General features: G+C 49.9%; 18 protein-coding genes and 1 pseudogene. 6 read left to right on the top strand and 13 right to left on the bottom strand.

Annotated features, from left to right (window positions below; translation table 11 throughout):
* Nucleotides 1-1,520: 1,520 nt before the first annotated feature.
* The 4 genes from JHD74_RS22905 to JHD74_RS22890 form a co-directional block, all read right to left on the bottom strand.
* Nucleotides 1,521-2,615 carry a cell envelope integrity TolA C-terminal domain-containing protein gene (locus tag JHD74_RS22905; RefSeq protein ID WP_199063564.1) on the bottom strand — a complete coding sequence of 365 codons (1,095 nt, stop codon included), beginning with the start codon at nt 2,613-2,615 and terminating at the stop codon, nt 1,521-1,523.
* A gap of 306 nt (nt 2,616-2,921) precedes the next feature.
* On the bottom strand, nt 2,922-3,311 hold the full coding sequence (locus JHD74_RS22900; RefSeq protein WP_199063563.1) for a DUF4440 domain-containing protein: 390 nt from the start codon (nt 3,309-3,311) through the stop codon (nt 2,922-2,924).
* 137 nt (nt 3,312-3,448) lie between these two features.
* Nucleotides 3,449-4,912, bottom strand: coding sequence for an aspartate aminotransferase family protein (locus tag JHD74_RS22895; protein WP_024530117.1), 1,464 nt, complete (start codon nt 4,910-4,912; stop codon nt 3,449-3,451).
* Nucleotides 4,913-4,927: 15 nt separating this feature from the next.
* Complete coding sequence (locus JHD74_RS22890; protein ID WP_199063562.1) at nt 4,928-6,313, bottom strand: diaminobutyrate--2-oxoglutarate transaminase; 1,386 nt, start codon at nt 6,311-6,313, stop codon at nt 4,928-4,930.
* 602 nt (nt 6,314-6,915) lie between these two features.
* On the opposite strand from JHD74_RS22890, the gene lysC reads away from it, so the two are divergent.
* A complete protein-coding gene (gene lysC / locus JHD74_RS22885; protein ID WP_024530115.1) occupies nt 6,916-8,277 on the top strand; it encodes a lysine-sensitive aspartokinase 3 in 1,362 nt (453 codons plus the stop codon).
* A gap of 36 nt (nt 8,278-8,313) precedes the next feature.
* On the opposite strand, the gene JHD74_RS22880 is transcribed toward lysC, so the two are convergent.
* The 3 genes from JHD74_RS22880 to JHD74_RS22870 all read right to left on the bottom strand — a co-directional run bounded on the left by JHD74_RS22880 (nt 8,314) and on the right by JHD74_RS22870 (nt 10,899).
* Entirely contained in the window at nt 8,314-9,093 is a 780-nt protein-coding gene (locus tag JHD74_RS22880) for an ATP-grasp domain-containing protein (RefSeq protein ID WP_199063561.1), read from the bottom strand.
* A gap of 49 nt (nt 9,094-9,142) precedes the next feature.
* The gene (locus JHD74_RS22875) at nt 9,143-9,556 is read right to left on the bottom strand and encodes an ASCH domain-containing protein (protein ID WP_233169640.1); all 414 of its coding nucleotides are present in this window, start codon (nt 9,554-9,556) and stop codon (nt 9,143-9,145) included.
* 149 nt (nt 9,557-9,705) lie between these two features.
* Nucleotides 9,706-10,899, bottom strand: coding sequence for an MFS transporter (locus JHD74_RS22870; RefSeq protein ID WP_199063560.1), 1,194 nt, complete (start codon nt 10,897-10,899; stop codon nt 9,706-9,708).
* 119 nt (nt 10,900-11,018) lie between these two features.
* Between JHD74_RS22870 and JHD74_RS22865 the strand changes: the two genes are divergently transcribed.
* Nucleotides 11,019-11,927, top strand: a complete 909-nt coding sequence (locus JHD74_RS22865; protein ID WP_199063559.1) for a LysR family transcriptional regulator — start codon at nt 11,019-11,021, stop codon at nt 11,925-11,927.
* Between the two features lie 431 nt (nt 11,928-12,358).
* On the opposite strand, the gene JHD74_RS22860 is transcribed toward JHD74_RS22865, so the two are convergent.
* Entirely contained in the window at nt 12,359-12,709 is a 351-nt protein-coding gene (locus JHD74_RS22860; protein WP_074031148.1) for a hypothetical protein, read from the bottom strand.
* Nucleotides 12,710-12,723: 14 nt separating this feature from the next.
* Complete coding sequence (locus tag JHD74_RS22855; protein WP_143182277.1) at nt 12,724-12,960, bottom strand: DUF4354 family protein; 237 nt, start codon at nt 12,958-12,960, stop codon at nt 12,724-12,726.
* Between the two features lie 81 nt (nt 12,961-13,041).
* On the opposite strand from JHD74_RS22855, the gene JHD74_RS22850 reads away from it, so the two are divergent.
* Nucleotides 13,042-14,367 carry a glycoside hydrolase family 10 protein gene (locus JHD74_RS22850; protein ID WP_074031147.1) on the top strand — a complete coding sequence of 442 codons (1,326 nt, stop codon included), beginning with the start codon at nt 13,042-13,044 and terminating at the stop codon, nt 14,365-14,367.
* 131 nt (nt 14,368-14,498) lie between these two features.
* Here the strand turns inward: JHD74_RS22850 and JHD74_RS22845 are convergent, their stop codons facing one another.
* Complete coding sequence (locus JHD74_RS22845; protein WP_074031145.1) at nt 14,499-14,972, bottom strand: DUF2846 domain-containing protein; 474 nt, start codon at nt 14,970-14,972, stop codon at nt 14,499-14,501.
* A 421-nt stretch (nt 14,973-15,393) separates the two neighbouring features.
* Between JHD74_RS22845 and JHD74_RS22840 the strand changes: the two are divergent.
* Nucleotides 15,394-16,502, top strand: a pseudogene (locus JHD74_RS22840) (IS3 family transposase).
* Between the two features lie 124 nt (nt 16,503-16,626).
* Here JHD74_RS22840 and blaSFDC read toward each other — a convergent pair.
* Together blaSFDC and JHD74_RS22830 are read right to left on the bottom strand one after the other, a co-directional pair.
* Nucleotides 16,627-17,775 (bottom strand): SFDC family class C beta-lactamase, encoded by a 1,149-nt coding sequence (gene blaSFDC / locus JHD74_RS22835; protein ID WP_199063558.1) that lies wholly within the window; start codon nt 17,773-17,775, stop codon nt 16,627-16,629.
* Nucleotides 17,776-17,915: 140 nt separating this feature from the next.
* Nucleotides 17,916-18,671 (bottom strand): alpha/beta fold hydrolase, encoded by a 756-nt coding sequence (locus JHD74_RS22830; protein ID WP_074031141.1) that lies wholly within the window; start codon nt 18,669-18,671, stop codon nt 17,916-17,918.
* A gap of 142 nt (nt 18,672-18,813) precedes the next feature.
* Between JHD74_RS22830 and JHD74_RS22825 the strand changes: the two genes are divergently transcribed.
* Together JHD74_RS22825 and JHD74_RS22820 are read left to right on the top strand one after the other, a co-directional pair.
* On the top strand, nt 18,814-19,710 hold the full coding sequence (locus tag JHD74_RS22825; RefSeq protein WP_074031139.1) for a PhzF family phenazine biosynthesis protein: 897 nt from the start codon (nt 18,814-18,816) through the stop codon (nt 19,708-19,710).
* Between the two features lie 271 nt (nt 19,711-19,981).
* Complete coding sequence (locus JHD74_RS22820; protein ID WP_074031138.1) at nt 19,982-20,680, top strand: RluA family pseudouridine synthase; 699 nt, start codon at nt 19,982-19,984, stop codon at nt 20,678-20,680.
* Here JHD74_RS22820 and JHD74_RS22815 read toward each other — a convergent pair.
* Nucleotides 20,667-21,332: a dTMP kinase gene (locus tag JHD74_RS22815; RefSeq protein WP_074031137.1), complete on the bottom strand. Its 666-nt coding sequence runs from the start codon at nt 21,330-21,332 to the stop codon at nt 20,667-20,669. The genes JHD74_RS22820 and JHD74_RS22815 overlap by 14 nt on opposite strands.
* Nucleotides 21,333-21,597: the final 265 nt, after the last annotated feature.

The raw sequence follows: 21,597 nt of genomic DNA, 5'->3' as shown, positions 1-21,597 counted from the left end.
CCCCCCCCCCCCCCCCCCCCCCCCCCCCCCCCCCCCCCCCCCCCCCCCCCCCCCCCCCCCCCCCCCCCCCCCCCCCCCCCCCCCCCCCCCCCCCCCCCCCCCCCCCCCCCCCCCCCCCCCCACCCACACCCTTTTTTAGTTGGCATCGTCGGCAGCGTCAGATGTGTATAAGAGACAGGTGCTGGAAGGTCATTACAGAAATTCTGGAAGTTATGCCATCGCTCACAGACTTTCACCCCTTTATAACCTTTAAAGAATGACCTCCCTTGGCTGGTTATTGTGTAGCACCTTGCCAGCATGTTATGCCAGAGGATGAAAGTTCTTGTTCGCTGATGGGTTTGAGTCTTATCAACGGTAGAGTGCTTTCCATTGCCAATATAGCCTACACCATAGTAGTGAGGTTTCATCAACAAAGCCTGCCTTTCTTCTTCTGAAGTGGGGAATTCTTTGTCTGATACAGCACCTGACTTTATATGTGACCCATAGGCTTCTTTGATAACGCCGCTATCCTTAAACTCTATGACATAATAGCCACGCCTGGTTTTATCCTCGGCACGACCAAGAATAGAGCATTCTCCATCAGTTTTGGTTCTGAATGTCGCTCCAGGATAAAGAACAGGATGTGTGTAATTGAGATGGTAACGTTTATTACGGATGTGTTTCTTGTATTGCGCCACAATGTATCTCCTGAGTGATGAAAATGAAGATGGGAAAGAGAAAGAAGAATTGGGGGATGGGTCCTACTTTTTCGTTCGCATTCTTTCAGGCCAGCACTGCGGGTGGAGGTACAGGATTAATTAAAATTAAAAATTCAAAAAATAAGATAAAAAAGCGTTCAGGCCATAAATTGTGTCAGGTAGCGTTACGGTCTGCCAGATGCCTTTTTAGGGCGTCACTTAGTCTCCATGAGGTAGCAAGGGTGGACCGGTTGGCATGCATCACAGGCTCTACAGGCATCATAAATAGGGTAGGAAAGGGGGCTTAATGGTGATTTCTGGGTGCCAGGTGGGCATATGCACCACTGTCTATTTATACAGTTATTCTGATTTGGTATACATAGTGACCGGTGGCTCTCTGTATGCGATTTGATGGTGTTTTTGGTATTACCCAGCCTTCTGCATTGCCATGATGACAATTATGGCTTGTGGGGCGTTATATGGATTGCATTCCGGTGGGGCGCTGTACTGGATTAACCCGATAGGGTGATGAAATATAAAAAATGCAATATGTTGTTTACAAAATTAAATACTCATGCTAGCATGTGCGAATCCCTTCCGGGGTTGCTGTTATATATATTGTATATCTCTATTATTTTATCTTAATCGGTTATCTGTACTTCCTCTGTTGTTTTACCTTAATCAGTTATCTGTACAATCAGGAGCTTCATTTCTTTTTAAATCTCTTAAGCCCCCTGCAAGGGAGCCATACGGCTTGAGTTGACCAATAACAAATTAAAATAACAAACTAAAAGAAAAGAGAGCCCCCATGGAAATGAAGACTCTTGTCATTAAATCTATAGATTAAGGTTTGATATCAACAGTCACATTGCGATACATTTTGTAGACTTCATCACTCATTGGATATAATCTCATTCCCTTCGCAGTCGTTAGTATTACAGAGCAAAGCTCACTATCACCTGATTCTTCTTTTACTGACAGTACCTCACCATTTTGAGAAAGCCAGATTTTTACCGAACATACTTTTCCTGAAAATCGACTTTGATTTCCGATTCTTGTGGCAAGTAAACTTTGAAGTGATGCTTGAAACCTTTCCCCTTCATTTTTTATTTCTTCCCTGTGTTTTCTTTCTTCTGGTGACGAAGGTGGTTTCTGCTTTGATTTGCTACTGCCACTTCCTTTTGGGATATTCTTTTCTTTAGCAAGAGCATCAAATAGGTCATCTACGCTTGCTTTAGATGTTTCGAGAGCATTGTATCTTGGGTATTTAGAACCTGTATTATATGCCTGGATATAAACATCTTTGGCAATATCATTAAGTCCATTCATCAATTCATTATCAACCGGTTTGCGACTATTACCGCTCCCCATTCCAATAAGACACACCATTTCAAATTCACTTTTTATTTTCTTCCATTCGGATAATGAGATTTTCACCTGAGAGGGGAGTTGCGAAGTGGAATGCTCTGCTGCTTTAGAGGTGATTGCATCACACATCTCATGTGGTTTGAATGAATCTGGTAAGGGTACTTTGTTTTGCTCCGGTGGTTTTGGATAATCAAATCCAGTAAAACCATTCAGCATTGCCGAGGCCAGAAGGCGAGCAAAGCTGCTTGAAAACTCGCGTTGTTCTTTGTTCTGGCTTTGTAGATTGGTATCAGTCCATTTTTTTGACTCGGTGAGCGACAGATTCGCAACAGCATCGAATCCCATATCGCCCATGATTTTTCCTCTGTTGCAAAATTCCGTCATGGCTTCCATGAATTTTTTCGGTTCAGCCTTGTACTGAGCGAGCGCAGTGATAGAGTCGATGCCGTATTGGCTAACCGGATGATTACAATCTTTATTGATGCCCATTGAGTCAGCATTTGCTGAGCATACGAATGGTAGCAAAGTTACACTTATCGCAGCGGTTGCGGTCAATATCAATCGTTTCATTTAAATCAGGCTCCGAAGAAAAACAACCGGACGACCTGTAACGCCAGTAAAAGGCCGCAAGACATTTCAACCGTTATGCGAATCAAGGTAAGGCAGGATGTGGATAGGTCAATGACAGTAGCAGATAGCCAGATTCCACGTATCGCTACCTTGGTGCGCATAATGTATATTATGTTAAATTGCATTGGCAGTTACGCACCGGGTTATCCCGCTAGGTTTATCTCACCTCACCTTCATGCTTTGATTGCTTAGTTTTCTGAAGTTGGTTCATGAATGACGATTGTTCGAGCTGATACTCAGTCGGTTTCAATCCCCGATCGGTGTGCCCTGATGAAAACGCATCTGCCAATGGCCTCCGCTGTCTTGTGACGATTGCAACCAGATCGATGAACGCTCGACACGGCGAACAATGCTGCCATCCGCATCACGTTGAAAACTTTTATACCTCAACAATACGGCACCATCGGCAATCTTCACCAGTTTGAATTCTTCGGCAAAAATCTGTGGCTGGCCGCTTTCCAACTTTAGCGCCGCAATGGTTTGCTGTTTGTCATAGTACAACCCGGAACAGCCGATCTCTTCAAAATCGTCATGCAGCAATTCTCCAACGATATTTGCATCGTTGCGTATTGCCGACTGATGGAGTTGAACCTCTAGTGCTTGGATTACTGGCAAAAGTTGTGCAATATCGTTCAAAACGCCCCCCTTTTTTGATCGCGCTACGTGAAATCTGAGAACTAATGGCTGTCATTACCCAACAGATTTCACCAGAGGAAGCATTTTGACTGCGCCGAATTGACTAGCAACTCGACGCAGATTCGGCTACTAAAGGATTACGCGTTGAGCAATTTTTCAGCCGTCTCTTTCACGCTTGCCAGCAGGACTTTTACGTCCTCCAGACAAACCGTTGGGTTCAGCAGCGTTAGCTTCAGACAGGTTACGCCATCTGCTTCAGTAACCCCAACGTTTGCGCTACCTGATGCCAACAGAACATCGCCGATACGCTGGTTCAACAGCGCGATATACGCGCGATCGCCGCTTTTCGGGCAGAAACGGAACAGTACGCTTGCCAATTGTGGCTGCATAACCAGTTCCAGATGCGGTTGTGCAGAGACATACTCAGCCACTTTTTGTGACAGTGTAACGCCATTATCAATGATTTCGGCGTACTGTTTTTTACCCAACGCTTCAAGGCCCATCCACAGCTTCAGGGCATCAAAACGACGCGTGGTTTGCAGTGATTTTGATACCAGATTAGGTACACCGTGCTCTTCGTCAAAATCAGAGTTCAGGTACGCCGCCTGATAACGCATCAGCTCATAATGATGTGCATCTTTCAGCAGGAATGCACCACAGCTGATGGTCTGGAAGAACTGCTTGTGGAAATCCAGTGTCACGGAGTCTGCGGATTCCAAGCCGTTCAGGTAGTGGCGATACTTCTCAGAAAGTAGCAGCGCTCCGCCCCATGCGGCATCAACGTGAACCCAGATATTTTCCTGCGCGGCCAGCGCGGTGATATCCTCTAACGGATCAATTGCACCTGCATCAGTCGTACCGGCGGTGGCCACAATCGCCATCACCTGCTCACCGTTGGCTTTTGCCTGCGCCAGTTTGGTTTTCAGGTCAGCGATATCCATACGCGAGAACGCATCGGTTTTCACCTGGGTCACTGACTGATAGCCCAGCCCCATCAACGCCATGTTTTTTTGCACGGAGAAGTGTGCGCTTTCGGAGCAAAACACTTTGATTTTACTCAGATCGCCCGTTAAACCCTGCTGCTGAACGGAGTGCCCCTGACGCGCGAAGAAAGCATCACGCGCCAGCATCAGCCCCATAAGGTTACTTTGGGTGCCGCCACTGGTGAACACGCCGGCATCACCGGCGCTGTATCCTATCTGCTCACGCAGCCACTCGATGAGTTTGATCTCAATGATGGTCGCTGATGGGCTTTGATCCCAGGAGTCCATGCTCTGGTTAGTAGCATTGATCAGCACTTCTGCAGCCTGGCTTATCACCAGGCTCGGGCAGTGCAGATGCGCCACACATTGTGCGTGATGTACAGAGAGGCTGTCCTTGAGGAAATACTCAACTGCGCGCTCAATGGCGGCCTGGTTACCCAGGCCCTGAGAGGTAAAGTTCAACTGGATGCGCTCGCGCAACTGGTCGACGGTTTTCCCCTGATACATTTCTGGCTGCTTTAACCATTCGATAACGGCTTTGCTGCTCTGCTCAATGGCATCCTGATAGGCGGCGATACTTTGCGCCGAACCGGAGAGAATTGGGTTGTTATCTGACACGATCGTTAACTCCGATTAAACCGGCTCCATGCCAGTGGCCAGCAAGGCGTTTTCAAATTTATCGAGGAAAATTTCCAGCTCAGCGTCGGTGATTAGCAGTGACGGTAACAGGCGCAGTACGCAACCATGACGGCCGCCCCGCTCCAGAATCAAACCGGATTCGAAGCATTTTTTCTGCAGCAGTGCCGAAAGCTCGCCATCCGCCGGGTAACATCCCATGTGATCCTGCGCTTCGTTAGGCTTCACGATTTCAATGCCGATCATCAGGCCCAGGCCACGTACGTGACCGATAACCGGGAACCGTTTTTGCAGCTCGACCAGTTTGCCTTTCAGCCACTCGCCCTGGGCGGCAACTTTATCCGCAATGGCGTTGTCTTTAAGGATCTTAAGCGTGGTCAGACCGGTGGCCATTGCCAGCTGGTTACCACGGAATGTTCCGGTATGGTGGCCTGGCGCCCATGCATCAAACTGTTTTTTGATGCCCAGTACGGCCAACGGCAGACCGCCACCGACAGCTTTAGACATAACGATGATGTCTGGCTCGATACCTGCGTGTTCAAATGCGAACAGCTTACCGGTGCGTGCAAAACCAGCTTGGACTTCGTCGATGATCAGCAGAATTCCATGGTCTTGCGTGACTTTACGGATGCGCTGTAGCCACTCGGCCGGAGCCGGGTTCACGCCGCCCTCACCCTGCACCGCTTCGAGGATCACCGCCGCTGGTTTGCGTACGCCGCTTTCCACGTCGTTGATCAAGTTATCGAAGTAGTACGTCAGCGCTTTAACGCCTGCGTCGCCACCGATACCCAGCGGGCAGCGGTACTGATGCGGATAAGGCATAAACTGCACTTCAGGCATCATATTACTGATGGCTTCTTTTGGTGACAGGTTACCGGTTACGGAGAGCGCACCGTGCGTCATACCGTGGTAGCCGCCGGAGAAACTGATGATGCTTGAACGGCCAGTTACTTTTTTTGCCAGTTTGAGCGCGGCTTCAACCGCATCAGCGCCAGAAGGACCGGTGAATTGCAGGCAATACTCTTTGCCCTGGCCCGGTAATAAAGAGAGTAAATAAGAGGAAAATTCATCTTTCAGAGGTGTGGTAAGGTCCAGCGTATGTAACGGTAAGCCGCTGCTGATGACACTTTGAATGCTTTGAAGCACGTCAGGATGATTATGACCCAGCGCCAGAGTCCCGGCGCCTGCAAGACAATCAAGATATTGATTATTTTCAACATCAGTAATCCAAACGCCCTGCGCTTTAGCTATTGCCAATGGCAGTTTACGTGGATAGCTTCTGACGTTAGACTCAAACTCAGCCTGTCTTGCTAAAAAGGTATCATTGCTTTGTGGTAATGAACGAGCACTTAAAGTATCAATACGGACTTTATCCGTCATCATATCACTCCCACAACCTCGGGTATTATTAACGCCGGGTTGAGTTAAAGGTTAAGGGGATTGCCTGTAAAAACGCGGCCAATATATATTATTTTAATGGTGTACTCAATCATTTGTTTCAGCATGCAATCAACCCTGTAAAATCCAAGTGCAACAACAAGTTACCTTTCATCATGCATTAATTTTTGTTACCAATATTGTGCAAAACGTTACGGATACCCAGATTGCACACAACGTCATGAAAACCATCGTTTTGATATGGTTTTATTCTTTTGTTACACGATTTTACCGTTAAGAATGTTAGGCATTGGCCTGTAAGGCATTCTTTTTCACTGATTTATTGCCAAATAAAATAAAAATGTCGATCCATTAAGATAAATCACTTACTATGGCGCGCTTATTTTTACTATCCGTAAATAAAGAATTAATGCGCATCACACCGGTAACGCGTAAGAGGCAATACACGTTATCGACAACAGGAGGCTTTCCTGGGTTGTCATCAGAAATGTTCGCGGGCGGACATTTCGTAAGGCGAAGCGAGCTTCCCTTATGCCGAGAATGAAAATTTTCTAGCCATTTTTATGGCGCCCTGATATGAGACTGTTATGACACGCATTTATCCACAATTCGTCGTTGCCAAGTTTGGCGGCACCAGCGTTGCTGACTTTGACTCGATGAATCGCAGTGCCGGTATTGTTCTTGCTGATGACCTGGTTCGTTTGGTCGTGTTGTCTGCCTCCGCGGGAGTCACAAATCTATTAGTCGAACTTTCTGAAGGGCTGGAAAGTCGTGACCGTATGGATAAAATTGATACCCTTCGCACTATCCAGTACAACATTATTTCCCGCCTGAAAGCGCCGTTGGTCATTGGCAAGGAAATCGACCAACTCCTTGAAAATATTGCCCGTCTTGCCGAGACGGCATTGGCAACGCCTTCCACTGCGCTGAGTGATGAACTGGTCAGCCATGGCGAGCTGATGTCGAGTTTGTTATTTGCTGAAGTGCTTCGTGAGCGTAAAGCGCAAGCAGAGTGGTTTGATGCCCGTAAAGTCATTCGAACCAACAACTTTTACGGTTGCGCCGAACCCAATATCAGCCTTGTGAAAGATCAGGCAGAAGCCCATCTGCGGCCGCGTATTGAGCAGGCGATTGTTATCACCCAGGGTTTTATCGGCCGTGATGACGCCGGGCATACCACCACGTTGGGCCGGGGCGGCAGCGACTACACCGCCTCCCTGCTTGGGGAAGCATTGCAGGCCGCACGTGTCGATATCTGGACTGATGTGGCCGGGATCTACACCACCGATCCGCGCATTGTGGCGCAGGCCAGGCGTATCGACCATATCTCCTTTTCCGAAGCCAGCGACATGGCTGCTTTTGGTGCAAAAGTGCTCCATCCAGCGACCCTGTTACCCGCGGTGCGGAAAAATATCCCGGTCTTTGTGGGTTCCAGCAAAAATACCGCTGCCGGCGGCACGCTGGTTCGCCGCGAGACGGACAATCCACCACTTTATCGCGCCATTGCCGTTCGTCGTAAACAGACGTTACTGAGATTGCACCGCCTGCATGCGCAACCGGCATACACATTCTTTGCAGAAATGTTCGCGATTCTTGCAGAACATCAGGTTGATGTGGATCTGGTGACCACCTCCGACAGCTGCATAGCGCTGGCCCTGAATTCCACGGGGTCCACTTCGGGAGAAGATCACACCCTAACCACCGCGCTGCTTACGGCACTCTCTTCTCATTGCCGGGTCGAGATTGAAACCGGGCTGGCCCTGGTCACGCTGATTGGCAATCAACTCCATCGTGGCGCGGGAGTATGCCGGGATACATTTATGGATCTGGATGAGTATGCTGTGCGCATGATTTTCCATGGCGCATCCAATGATAATCTTTGCTTCCTGCTGCCAAGCGACGTTGCTGATGGCGCAGTTATTGCGCTGCACCGTAGGTTATTTGAGTGAGTTAAATCGGGGCGTTTATGCGCCCCTAAAACGCGCCTATGGCTCCATAAACATCCGTACAAAACGCTCAACCGGCCATTCCTTGATGTCGGATACCTGCCCATCCCCAATCTCTATAAGCCGGAGCTGACCCGCATCATTTTTAACCATATCGATGGAGAAAAATGGAGCATCTATGAGCTGCGCGATTTCAATAGCCACTTCTGGAATGATTCCGTCTGCAGAGAAAACTTTGCCATTCAACGAAAAATATCTGCGCTCACTCTCGGGGATAAAATTTTCAAAACGTCTAAGGCTAATTCCCCCTTCAATTTTTCCACGGAAGTGTTCAATGGATTGCAATACTTCGCGGATCTCATCGGCATTTACGGCAACAGAGCCTCTGGAGGTGGTTAAAGATTTAACATAATCCTTAACGAAGTAACACGGCCACTTAAGATGATCGGTCAGCTTATCGAAATCAGCATCTGCACTGACCAATATGGTTTCCGGCGTATACTTTTGGCAAATTTCGTACCAGCCTGTGATGTAATGGCACCGAATGTAATCATCAAATGATTCAAGCATTTGCCCGCCGCTTAGCGAAACGGCTCTATGCAGTTGTTGATATTCTTCCGGGCTTAGCATCCATCCACGCCATATCACGGGGACATCTGGCTCAAAGCTGTGAGAGAACTTGTACTTTCCCATCGAGGCGTGTTCAGACGACAGCAGCGCACAGGTTAATCCTTTCTGTCTGGCACAGTTAAACTCCTGCTCAAAGGTTTCATCGGCCTTGGCAGGGTTAAAGTAATCACTGGGATAAATCAGCTGCATTTGAATTCACCCTATTTCCATTTATTTTACGGCACCGCAGGATCATACATTACAACAACTCGACCAGTTCAAACTCTTCTGTTACAAGCTCCATTGTGTCGGAGTAACTCCCTTCTCTTTGGAAGAACTCTTTGTGCCCTTGCCTCCAGTACCTGAGGCTGAAATCTCCCTCGCCTTCTTTTTTCGCCAGTTCGTCTGTCACATCGCAGAAACGAATTATCCGCATAGCGATCGTCCTAATGACACAGACTGGATCACCTTTGCCATTTAGGATAATGCTGTAGCCGCCGATCGTTGGTGATTCTTCTTCATTTTTGAAAGATGAAAGCGAACAGCAGGTTGCGGTTTTTACCCCTTTAATAACCAGGTCTGCTAGCTTGTCTGCCATTTCGGCGGAATCGCCAAATGGCCATGCAATGGCCCCCGGATACTTTGTCTTCAGACTTTCAATGATAATCACCATTAAATCCTCTTAAATCAATTTATTAAAAAATTCCCTCACTCCCAAGGTAGCAGACAGAATCATCTCTCCACTATTTCCACCAAGCAATTTATTTGAGGCGTGATTTTTATCAAGGTGATCGCATAGGTGGGTCATCTGCCCTTTCCTAGCTATTCCGCGCTTTGCCGCCGAAAGCGTACGAGCCAAGCCGCCAGCAAAATGGCTGTTATCGCGATGCCTGTGGCGACGTAACCGATGTTTTCCAAACCCCATTGGGGGATCACCATGCCACCGATAATGGCGCCAAGACCCGTACCGGCATTGGCAGCAGAGACGTTCAACGTCCCGGCTAGCGCCTGAGCGTGCGAAGCGGATTTCATCACCCGTACCTGACAGATTGGAAACAGTGCAGTATAGGCGATACCCCATAGCGCAAGTGCCAACCATAACAGAATGAGCGAGTCTGCCGCAGGAACGCTGGCCATCATGCCTATGCCCAGCAATAACGAGAATATGGCGGTAGCGCCCAGTGGGCTGCGATCCACAAAGCGCCCGCCAAGCCAATTACCTACCAGGCCGATAGCACCGAAGCCCATAAGCCACCAACCGACTTGCGCCGGTGCCACACCAGCGATGCGCTCCAGCATGTCGGCTAGATAAGTGTAAGCCGTAAACATTGCGGTGAACACAATGACCGACAACACAACGTTACCGACAAAATACGGATCTTTGAGGATGCGTGTCTGCTCTGCCAGCCTCAGCCGTTCGGGGCGTGCCAGGGTCGGCATGAAGATCGCCAGGGCCAATGCCATAACCAGCGACAGCCCGGCCAGTATCCAGAAGGTGCCACGCCAGCCGATGATGTCCGACGCTAGCGTACCCAGTGGAATGCCAAACAGTAAGGCGGCTGAGATCCCCAGATACACCTGCGATACTGCGCGACCGGCACGATGCGGCCCGGCAATCTGTCCGGCCGTCTCGCTGGCCGTCCCCCAGAATACTGGCAGCACCAGCGCTGGAATGAACCTGGCAATCGCAAGCACCCAAACGTTCGGAGCGATTGCGGCCAGAGCGTTCGAAACGCTAAAGATCATCAGAATAGCGATGAACAGGCGCTTACGTTCAATGTGTGACAACAACGCAGTCAGCACAGGGCCGAACAGCATCACTGTGAAGGCGAACAGGGTAACGAACTGGCCGGCAGCGGAAATTGAAATATCCAAGTCGCGTGCCAGTGCTGGCAATAGTCCGACGATCAGGTATTCGGTCGTGACAATGACGAAAGCCGCCACCGCAAGAATGACGATGGAAAGGCGGCTACGACTCGCCGAAATGGCGGTGCCCGGTGCGGTAATGCAAGACATCAAAAAGGCTCCTACGGGGGGATTTGCTGTTGCCTTCAGTATATTTAAGAAATATATTCTTATTATTGATATATTTTACCGAAATATTTGAATTAAATTCCTTAATAAGCGAGGGCAGCATGATCCCAGCGGAGCGGCTTAAGGGCATCGAAACCTTTGTGGCAACGGCCGACGCAGGCAGTTTCACGGCAGCGGCAGAGCAATTGCACCTGACCAGCTCTGCCGTCAGCAAAAGTGTGGCACGCCTGGAGGATCGGCTTGGGACTCGGCTGTTCGAGCGCACAACCCGCCGGTTGGCTCTGACGGATGCAGGGGCTGCGTTCTACCGTACTTGCGTACGAGTGCTGGCCGATTTGGAAGAAGCTGAAGCCGTGCTCGCCGCACAGCACAATGAACCGGTGGGTCGTCTGCGGCTAGACGCACCAGCGACGTTTGGTCGCCTCCGTGTTTGGCCGTTGCTGCTCCAGTTCTCACAGCAACACCCGCACTTACGCCCGCATGTTTCCTTGACCGATCGTTTCGTTGATTTGCTCGAAGAAGCGATCGACGTGGCTGTGCGTATCGGTGGCCCGGATCATTGGCCTACCTCAGTTGGCCATCGCAACCTGGGCTGTGAACGTCTCATTTTCTGCGCCTCGCCCGATTACCTGGCCCGCAACGGGACACCGACATCGCCCGCCGAACTGTCTCGCCATGATGCCGTGCTCTATGGCAAGGCCGATGGAACCACGGGGCCTTGGCTGATCGCACATGATGCAGGATTGATTGAGCGGCGAACGATGGAAGGCCGCATTATTGTCGGCAACGGCGAAGCTCAGGTTGCCGCGGTCAAGGCTGGATGCGGTATCGCACAGTTGGCAACCTGGCTGGTCTGCGATGAAATTGCACGCGGTGAATTGGTGCAAATCCTACCGGAACTGGCGACTGATGGCCTGCCGCTCAATCTGGTGTGGCCCATTGGGCGACAACTGCAGCCAAAAGTGGATGCCATGCTGGAGTTGCTCGCTGCCGAATTGCGTATCGACTAGCCTTGGCAACACCAAGCCCTTCACGCTTACCGCGCTGTGGTGAATTGCCGGTTACCTTGCATACGAATAAACAGCATCCCACCAGCGAATATAGTGAGAACCTGCGATGCCACCAGCACCGAAAAGCCTGAGGAGACGGCTTGCCAGGGGAAAATCTGCGCCGCAGCAGCCCGACATCTGTTTGACTGGCCCATACCGCAGCCAAGAGTTCCTTTGATCCCGGCACGGCTTGAGACACTGGCTTTACTTGCCCCTCACCCCAACCCTCTCCCACAGGGCGAGGGAGCTGGTACGGTGCCGTGTTCAGGCGCTGAGGTGATCTGCGACAGAGTTGATGCAGAAGAAGGAGTGCCCTAATTAAATAGTGGCACGTTCGGTCGCCTCACAAAGGGCGAGCTCCGGGCGTTGTATCAGCCCGGAACACAACTCTTTTATAGCCAGCTCGTGTTTCTCCAACCCTGTTTTGCCATGCAGGCAGTAAATGCGGCTTTGCGGCTATTTATATTAACGTCCAAGGGGTAGCTTTCAACGCCTAGTTTATTTTCATATTTATAACCACTGCTGTTACATCCATCGTCATCTTTATTGCATTTCAATGAAACCTGCTTTTCAACGCTTCTAGTAGCGACCTCATTTTTAACCGGGTACTGAGCTAATGACTCAGTATCGCAAAGGCTATTCGCCTCTTGAAGGGGCAGCGTTGGCGTACCTAACGGTTCCCATGTGGCAGCACAGCCTGACAAAATAATGGCGGGAAAAACAGCAAGCAAACATTTATTCATAAAAGTTTCTTTAGTTAATTTGAAGGGGCTATCTTGTTAGCAGAGGATACTTGTAAACATAACTTACTGAGTTCGATATCTTTATCGGACAGGTCAGTCACGCTAACGGTGAAATCCTTGGTATAGAAGACATTATAGTGTAAAGGATTTAAACGACAGATTAACGGCCGTACTCCAACCTGTTGGCTGGCAACGTTGTCCCGGCTGATTGGCCTATCTCGAGCTGATAGTGGTTTGCAGCGTCCAACCAATCTGGCCTACCGGTATTGACTAAAATTCGAATAATAAGAGAATGACAAGATTGTTTAGATACTCAATAGAAGCCGGAGCGAATCATCGCCTGTTCTCATAGCTTTACCAAAGTTAAACAACTGGGCGTACTTCTTGCCGGTGTGCTTTCACTGGCCAGTTGCACCTCTGAACCTGCGAAATCCTTAGTCACTCCGTTGCCTTCGGTGGCAAAACAGCCACACCCGGATAAATCACGGCAAAGCCAGGAACCGGTGCGTGGCGTTTGGCTGGCAACCGTATCCCGCCTCGATTGGCCACCAGTGACATCGGTCAATGCCAGCAGCCCAGACATCCGCATTCGCCAACAGCAGGAAGCACTGAAGGGCAAGCTGGATAAACTGAAGACGCTGGGTATTAACACCGTTTTTTTCCAGGTTAAGCCTGATGGCACTGCCCTCTGGGCATCAAAAATTTTGCCATGGTCAGATGTGCTGACGGGGAATATTGGCGACAACCCAGGCTATGATCCGCTGCAGTTTATGCTGGATGAAGCTCACAAACGCGGCATGAAAGTCCATGCCTGGTTTAACCCCTACCGAGTGTCCGTTAACACCAAGCCTGTAACCATTGATAAATTGAACCGTACATTGTCGCAGCAGCCAGCCAGCGTCTATGTGCTACACCCTGACTGGATCCGCACCGCAGGCGACCGATTCGTGCTCGACCCAGGTATCCCGGAGGTACGAGACTGGATCACCAGCATCGTAGCAGAGGTGGTTACCCATTATGATATTGACGGCGTGCAGTTTGATGATTATTTCTATGCTGAGTCCCCTGGTTCTGTGCTCGACGACAGCCAGACGTTCAAAAAGTATGGTCAACACTTTGGCTCCAAAGCGGACTGGCGGCGAGACAACACCAAGCAATTGGTTGGGCAAGTTTCTCGTACGATCAAAAAGTTGAATCCCGACGTTGAATTTGGAGTCAGCCCTTCTGGCGTATGGCGTAACCACTCACACGATGCGGCCGGTTCCAATACGCGAGGTGCTGCGGCATATGATGAATCTTATGCCGACACCCGCAATTGGGTGCAACTTGGGCTGCTGGATTACATCGCTCCGCAGCTGTACTGGCCCTTCGCGCGTGACGCGGCCCGTTATGATGTGCTCGCCAAATGGTGGGCTAATGTGGTGACCTCCACCAATACGCGTCTTTATATCGGTGTGGCGCTCTATAAAGTGGGTATTCCGTCAAAGAACGAGCCCGATTGGATGGTCAACGGTGGCGTGCTGGAGCTACAAAAGCAGCTGGATTTGAATGAGTCCGTATCGCAAATTAAAGGCACGATCCTGTTCAGAGAGGATTATCTTAATCAGCCACAGACCCAGCAGGCCGTGAATTACCTGAAAAGTCGCTGGGGTAGTTGAGGAACTTGGTGGGTTTTGTCATTGATTGTGCGTTAGATCACCCACATTCACCCTACTTGCATACCCAAGCAGAGAGATTAAGGTGCCACCTTTTAAAGGCAACGGCACCTTGTTACTTTTACCGAATCGTATCAGTTGTCGCAACGTCCTTCTTTGGCAAGCTTAACTCCTGGCTTCGAGATCACTCTTTTCCCTTCCTCTTCAGTCGACTGACTGAGGCCAGCACCACCAACAAAAGCACCCATCTTTATATATTGCCTGACGAAGTAATTCTTTCCAGACTCAGTAAAGATAGACAGGTCATTTGGAGAAAACTCTGACTCCGTTGAAATCTTGTGCTTTTCCCCACCAGTTACCTGTGTGTAGAAAAACGTTTTATCTGCTGTTTCACCGATGCATTTACCATCAACATAGATATCTTTTTTTAGCGCTTTGCCAACAAAACTATCCCTATAAATATACAAACCAGCTTTATTTTCATCCGGAGTAGTGAAACTTTTAGCTTGTACGGACTCTTGCTCTGTTGCAAGTGGGACACTAGCACAACCACTTAGAAGTAAGGCACCCAAAATAGATACTGATAAAAATAAACCTTTTATATTCATGAAAATCCATCCCTTTGAAAAATAATAATATACTTTATGATATTCAACCTATCCCCAAGTGGCATAAACTTTCAATAAGAATAGTTACGGTCATTGATTAGTTTTCGTGGTTAATCAAGATCAAACCCAATTTTTTCTGAAGTTTATCCTAGACAAGGTGTGTCTGAATGTTGCCACAAATTAATGATAGGTCAAGATAATCAATCAGCTATGCAGTAAACTTATGATAAAGCTCAAGGTTTACGTGAACGAATGATTTTTAAGTAACCAGAGTCACCCTTCGTATAGAACAGAGCGAGCTAGGCTGACAGCTTGATTAAGGCGATTGATCTATTTTTTTGTGACCCTACCCCAAAATCCTGCTCCATTCAGAAACAGAATTCCGGCATGATAAACACTCCCCTGAGTGGAGGTTGTGCCGATGAAAAAGTCACGATTCACCGAAGAACAGATTGTTTTTGCCCTGAAACAGGCCGAGCTGGGTACATTGGTGCCTGAAGTCTGCCGTAAACTGGGTATCTCTGATGCCACCTTTTACACGTGGCGTAAAAAATACGGTGGAATTTCCCCTTCAGAGCTGAAGCACATGCGGCAGCTCGAAGAAGAAAATCTCAGGCTGAAGAGGCTGGTTGCTGATCTGAGCCTCGACAAGGCGATGCTGCAGGATGTGCTGGCAAAAAAGAACTGACGTTGGCACGCCTCCGCGAATGGGTCAGGGATTTACAGGCCCGATACGGTGCCAGCGAAAGACAAATCTGTTTTGCGCTACGGCTCAGCCGCAGCTCGTTTAGATATCGTTCTGTTGCTGCTGATGACAGCGCACTGCGCCTGCGTATTCGTGAGATCACCGAAACGCGAATTCACGACGGATATCGCCGGGTACACGTGATGCTCTGGCGTGAGGGCTGGCGCGACAATCACAAACGGATCTACCGCCTCTACTGTGAGCAAGGGCTGTCGTTACGCCTCAAACGGCCACGTCGCAATAAATCTGCCCAGCAGCGGCAGCCGCAGCCTCAGGGCTTATATCCCAACCACGTCTGGGGCATGGATTTTGTTTCTGATGCGTTGTTTGACGGGCGACGACTGCGCCTGTTGACGGTTATCGACCTTTATACCCGCGAATGCCTGGGGATCTGCGTGGGACAGAATCTGCGTTCGACAGAAGTGGCAGAGATGCTGAACAGCATAGCGCTCAGGCGTCCTTTACCGCAGTTGCTGAAAACCGATAATGGTTCTGAATTTGCAGGGAAAATGCTGGACAAGTGGGTGTATGAAAGAGGGATCAGGATCGACTTCTCACGCCCGGGAACACCGACGGACAACGCTACGGTGGAGTCCTTTAATGGCAGATAGCGGCAGGAATGTTTGAACGAGAACTGGTTCATGTCTGTGGAGGATGCACGGTGCAAAATCGAGGGCTGGCGCATACTCTATAACCAGAGCCGTCCCCATTCTGCCTTGGGCTGGATGACACCTTCTGAATTTGCCGAGAAATCTGCCGGTTGCCAGAATATGCAGCCAGAATGAAGCCGGTTATTCCTGATTATGAATGGATCACATACGGGGAGCGGGTCATTTGTGATGGAAAATAACTTGGACTTGGCCTAGATGAGGGGGCAATATGCCCCCTGAGACTGCGGGGCTAAAAAAATTACTTCTGCAACGCCTCAAGAATGCGGTAAGCCGCCTCAACGCGCACAGGATTAGGATAATTTTTGTTCGCCAGCATCACGATGCCGAGATCCTGTTGAGGAATGAAGGCTACGTAGCTGCCAAATCCGCCGGTCGAGCCAGTTTTATGTACCCAAGAGGTGCTTGATGCTGGCGCTGGCGGAGTGATTTTTGTGACGCTCAGCGCTGCCAGTGCGTTTTTATTATCGCTACCCTCGACCACGGTTTTCTCTTTAACCGGCCAGTTCAGCATTTCCCAACCCAGACCTTGATACATATCACCGGCATGCCAGTAGCGCGATTGGGCAAGCGTAATCCCCTTCTGCAGCGAAGCATCCTTCACGTTGGCAGGCACCATGTTGGCCTGCACCCAGCTTGCCATATCCTCTATCGACGACTTCACACCGTAGGCTTCGGCATCAAACATGCCCGGAGAAACGCGAACCGCTTTCCCATCGCGATAGCCCCAGGCGTAGTGCTTATCTTCCTGCTGCGGCACGTTTATCCAGGTTTGCGATAGCTTCAACGGTTGGATCACGCGTTTGGTCATCGCCTGTTCAAAACTCATGCCTGACGGTTTAACCATCAGCGCTCCAAACAGGCCAATACTGGCGTTCGAGTAAAGGCGCTTGGTGCCCGGAGCCCACTGCGGTTGCCAGGTTTGATAGTAACGCTGTAGCGATGCTTCATCGGTAACATTTTCCGGTATCTGAAGCGGTAAGCCACCGGCGGTATAGGTTGCCAGATGTAGCAAAGTGATGCCTTGCCATTGCTTGCCCGACAGCGCTGGCCAGTATTTGCTCGCCGGATCGCCAAGGTTGATTTCACCGCGAGCAATGGCATCACCGCCTAGCACTCCAGTGAACGTTTTACTGACCGAACCGAGCTCGAATAAGGTTTGCTGCGTGACGGGCTGCTTGCCAGCAACGTCTGCCAATCCCCAGGTGAAGTAGTAAGGCTGCCCCTGATAAATCACCGCTACGGCCATGCCGGGAATGCCCTGCTCTTTGATCAATGGCGCAACGGTGCGATTAACAATGTCGGCTATCTGTTTTTCCGTTTGCGGTGCTGCAAACACTGAACCTGAGGTGGCGAGCAACAGCACACAGGATAGGGATTTTTTCAACATTGCGATTTTCCGTAATTGAGGGTTAAGGGTTCTATCAGACGCGCTTAGTTTGTAGAACTTGATGTTGGGCGGCAAACGGTAAAATTTAGCATCTGTTAAAAGTTTTTCTATTGGCTTGAATGATAACCGATGGTGTTAAATCAATCGTTAAATGCCTTGTGTAACACCACGGCAAATGCCGATGGATTCTCCCAGGACATAGAGTGCCCTGCTTGTGGAACTGTTGCTACCGATATGCCCTGATGGCTGACATACTCAAAGTCACTGTCCGGTAAGGATTGTTCGCCAAAAATCAGTGAGCGTGAACAGGACAGATTGAGGAAAGTCTCCATCCATGACGGTGAAGCTCCATCAATCAGACTTTTGGCTCCCCGCCACATTGCCCAGGGGGCCGCATTTTGGGCCGAACCTTTCCAGGGGGATGTGTGGTCTGCCAGCATTTCGTCGTACACTTGCGAGATAAACTCAGCTTCCGGTCTTTCCACCAGCAGGCGGCTGTATACGCCGCCACCGGCATGAAAGTTAGGTTCCGAAACCACCAGTTTACCTATCCGTTTACCCAATCGTTCTGCTACTTCAATCGCGATACTGCCCCCCATGCTGTGACCATAGAGATGGCAATGTGACAGATTCAATGCAGTAATCACTTCGATCACAACGTCTGCCTGATGAGCAATGCTGTAATCAAAATCATGAGGTTTATCGCTAAAGCCATATCCAGGAAGGTCAATCAGAATCGCGCGTCGTCCCGCAAATGCCGGATCTGCCACAATGCGTGGATACTCATAGGAAGACGCGCACCCAAGCCCGTGAACAAACACAATCGGGATACCCTGGCCTGGCAAATCGTGCCAACGCACACAGGCGCCAGCGGTTAACGAAAATAAACTCTGCATGTAGTATTCCTCTGTTAATTTCCGGGGCTGCCTCAATGAGTACCAACGTATCACAAAAGCCAACCATTTTAAGGTATTAGCGATTGATGTCTGTCATTTAATAGCGCTATCATCAAGCCTTATACCTAGCGGATTACAGCAAATGCTCAGAAAAGATGATGTGAAACCACGCGCCTATAAACAGGTTGATGTATTTACCACCTCGCCATTGCAGGGAAACCCCTTGGCGGTGATCCTGGAGGCGGAGGGCTTGAATGAGATGCAGATGCTTTCATTAGCTCGCTGGACCAACCTTTCGGAAACGACGTTTGTTTTCAAACCGACTAATCCGCTGGCAGATTATCAGGTGCGCATTTTTACCCCCGAAAAAGAGCTACCCTTTGCCGGGCATCCAACATTGGGTACGGCTCATGCATTACTGGAGGCTGGGCTGGTGACCAAACAGCCGGGTGTGGTGATGCAAGAATGCGGGGTTGGTCTGGTTGCGGTCAATATCTCACCTGAAGGAACGCTGGCGTTTGCTGCACCTGCGGTAACGCTTCGAACGCTGACTTCAGAAGAAAGGGAAACGCTAACGGCCGCTTTTCTGCCTGCGGTTATTGAAGTCGATACGATGCCGGTGATTGCCGACATGGGCATTCGCTGGCTGATGGTACGTATGCCAAGCGCTCAATCCTGCCTGACGATGACGCCGAATCAAGCCATGATTAAACAGCTGCAAACTGATTATCATGTTGATGGCGTGGTGATTTATGGTGCCTATTCATCGGGTGATCCAGCAGATTACGAAATGCGAGCGTTTTTGGTTGAATGGGACAAGTTGGTCGAGGACCCAGTGACTGGCAGTGCCAATGCGTGCCTGGCCCGTTTGTTGAAGGCCAATAACTTCCCCGACGGTAACTCGACGGCACAGGGGTATCAGGTTCGCCAAGGTACCCAACTGCATCGAGATGGCCGGGTTAGCGTTCGTTTTATTGACGATGAGCCGTGGATTGGTGGGCAGAGTTGCACGCTGATTAATGGTTGGTTGAACATCTAGATGTGGCGATAACTCACAAAATATCGGCATAGTGACCGGGTGCGCTTTCCCGGTCTTATAGATTGATGATGACGAATCACAACAGCTTAAGTAAATGTGTTGCGATCCCCCATCGGAGAGTGACGCATTTATTTCCAGCCAGGTCTAAAACAGTGTCGTACAAGTATCACTTTCATCAAAAATTACCGTTGATCCATTAGGCTAACAGCCAGATTCGCCAGCCAGCTGAAAATTCGTTATTATCCACATCCACTCCCCATCCGGCAGCCTGATGTCTACGATTTTCGATACCTTTATTGCCCCGCCGTGTCATGACGAGATAGAGATCCTCTATCAGGACGATCACCTGGTGCTTATCAATAAGCCAACCGGGCTGCTCAGCCTCTCTGGGAAGAATCCGCAAAATCTCGATTCGGTACATTATCGGCTGGTAAAGATATTCCCCGGCTGCACTCTGATTCACCGCCTTGATTTCGGCACTTCCGGGCTGATGGTAGTTGCCCGCAACAAGGCTATCAACGCCGCCCTCTGCCAACAGTTCAGCCAGCGCACCGTGACCAAAGTTTACAGCGCGCTGCTCTGTGGACACCTGAAAGACAACAACGGGGTCATAGACGCTGCGATTGCCAAAGACCCAGCGCTGTTCCCGCTGATGTCGATTTGCTCAATCTACGGCAAGCCCGCTCGCTCCCGCTATCGAGTCGTTGAGCGTTTGTATCACGAGGTGGAAGACGGGACGTTACTACCTTTGACACGTGTAGAGCTAACCCCGGAGACCGGGCGCACCCACCAACTGCGCATTCACTGCCAGCAGTTGGGCCACCCTATTTTGGGCTGTGACCTGTATGGCGGCCTCCTGATACCTGGCACCGAACGGACGCCGCGGCTGATGCTGCACGCCAGTGAGCTGCATTTTGTTCATCCTATTAGCGAAGTGTTGATCAAAGCCTGTAATGTCAGCCCGTTTTGAAGGTGAAAGTAGCTCTGCCCGCAAAACCGATGCCTATGGGGCATCCAAGCACTCTGTAGATCTCAGAAATCACCTTCATCGTTGCGTCTTCGATCGTTCCTTCATTTCGGCATAAAACCCAGCCGTTCTCTGCAATTTCTCGCTCGAACGCCTTGGTACAAGCGACATGATCTTCCAGCTTATGAATCACAGTACTACTTAGCCCACGTGGTCGGGCCGCGGCCCTTGCCCATGAAATATCAGCCGCAGTAACAACCCCGACATGTAGGTCTGGCGTTCGCACGTTTCGTTCAATGTTAAGCTGTAAAATCTCTGCAAATGGGACCATCCGGCGAAACGCAGCATCCGATGGGTACCAGCGATCCATCAAGATAATGCTGTCCGGTGGTTGTTTAGTCAGCACTTGCTGGGAAATCCAGGCACGGCTATCAGCAAAGCGCTCACAAACCTCCAATTCTAAATCCAGGGTGGGATTTCTGGCGAGCTTGTTAACGAGGGCCATTGTTTCCCTCCTGTAGGGATCGCTTTTTTTCTCGCAAAGTCGGATCACCTTCTTGTTGTCTGCCCTTAGTACTTTCGCAATGGCCTCCAAAAGTGTGGTTTTACCGGCTCCCTTGGGCCCATCCAGAGAAACAAATAGCTGACGACTCATTCTTCAAATGCCGATTGATATACGGTTTTTGTAAAACTTGAATCTGGCAAAAGCATCTTACATTCCTTCGTATGAATAACGCGCCCCCTCTTCGTTCGTCGGAGCCGCCTGGCGCGTCAGCGCGAACCGAATCGAGGATTCTTATAAACAGACACTGGTGAACCTCTGGCAATGATTCTAACTCACGGGTCTAAAACTCAGGATTACAGCTGTTTATGGTCATTGTCCATATGTTGTGACCTGCGCCTGTCTCTTATACACATCT

Source organism: Serratia sp. ASV30, from assembly GCF_016428815.1.
GTDB classification, from domain to species: Bacteria; Pseudomonadota; Gammaproteobacteria; order Enterobacterales; family Enterobacteriaceae; genus Chania; species Chania fonticola_C.
Note: the sequence above shows the minus strand (reverse complement) of the source record. Positions and strands in the feature narration are given on the sequence as shown.

What these genes read in the sequence shown, in the direction of transcription:
- JHD74_RS22905 (WP_199063564.1), bottom strand. Translation starts at nt 2,615, where the DNA reads ATGAAACGATTGATATTGACCGCAACCGCTGCGATAAGTGTAACTTTG.
- JHD74_RS22890 (WP_199063562.1), bottom strand. Translation starts at nt 6,313, where the DNA reads ATGATGACGGATAAAGTCCGTATTGATACTTTAAGTGCTCGTTCATTA.
- lysC (WP_024530115.1), top strand. Translation starts at nt 6,916, where the DNA reads ATGACACGCATTTATCCACAATTCGTCGTTGCCAAGTTTGGCGGCACC.
- JHD74_RS22880 (WP_199063561.1), bottom strand. Translation starts at nt 9,093, where the DNA reads ATGCAGCTGATTTATCCCAGTGATTACTTTAACCCTGCCAAGGCCGAT.
- JHD74_RS22875 (WP_233169640.1), bottom strand. Translation starts at nt 9,556, where the DNA reads ATGGTGATTATCATTGAAAGTCTGAAGACAAAGTATCCGGGGGCCATT.
- JHD74_RS22870 (WP_199063560.1), bottom strand. Translation starts at nt 10,899, where the DNA reads ATGTCTTGCATTACCGCACCGGGCACCGCCATTTCGGCGAGTCGTAGC.
- JHD74_RS22865 (WP_199063559.1), top strand. Translation starts at nt 11,019, where the DNA reads ATGATCCCAGCGGAGCGGCTTAAGGGCATCGAAACCTTTGTGGCAACG.
- JHD74_RS22860 (WP_074031148.1), bottom strand. Translation starts at nt 12,709, where the DNA reads ATGAATAAATGTTTGCTTGCTGTTTTTCCCGCCATTATTTTGTCAGGC.
- JHD74_RS22845 (WP_074031145.1), bottom strand. Translation starts at nt 14,972, where the DNA reads ATGAATATAAAAGGTTTATTTTTATCAGTATCTATTTTGGGTGCCTTA.
- blaSFDC (WP_199063558.1), bottom strand. Translation starts at nt 17,775, where the DNA reads ATGTTGAAAAAATCCCTATCCTGTGTGCTGTTGCTCGCCACCTCAGGT.
- JHD74_RS22830 (WP_074031141.1), bottom strand. Translation starts at nt 18,671, where the DNA reads ATGCAGAGTTTATTTTCGTTAACCGCTGGCGCCTGTGTGCGTTGGCAC.
- JHD74_RS22825 (WP_074031139.1), top strand. Translation starts at nt 18,814, where the DNA reads ATGCTCAGAAAAGATGATGTGAAACCACGCGCCTATAAACAGGTTGAT.
- JHD74_RS22820 (WP_074031138.1), top strand. Translation starts at nt 19,982, where the DNA reads ATGTCTACGATTTTCGATACCTTTATTGCCCCGCCGTGTCATGACGAG.
- JHD74_RS22815 (WP_074031137.1), bottom strand. Translation starts at nt 21,332, where the DNA reads ATGAGTCGTCAGCTATTTGTTTCTCTGGATGGGCCCAAGGGAGCCGGT.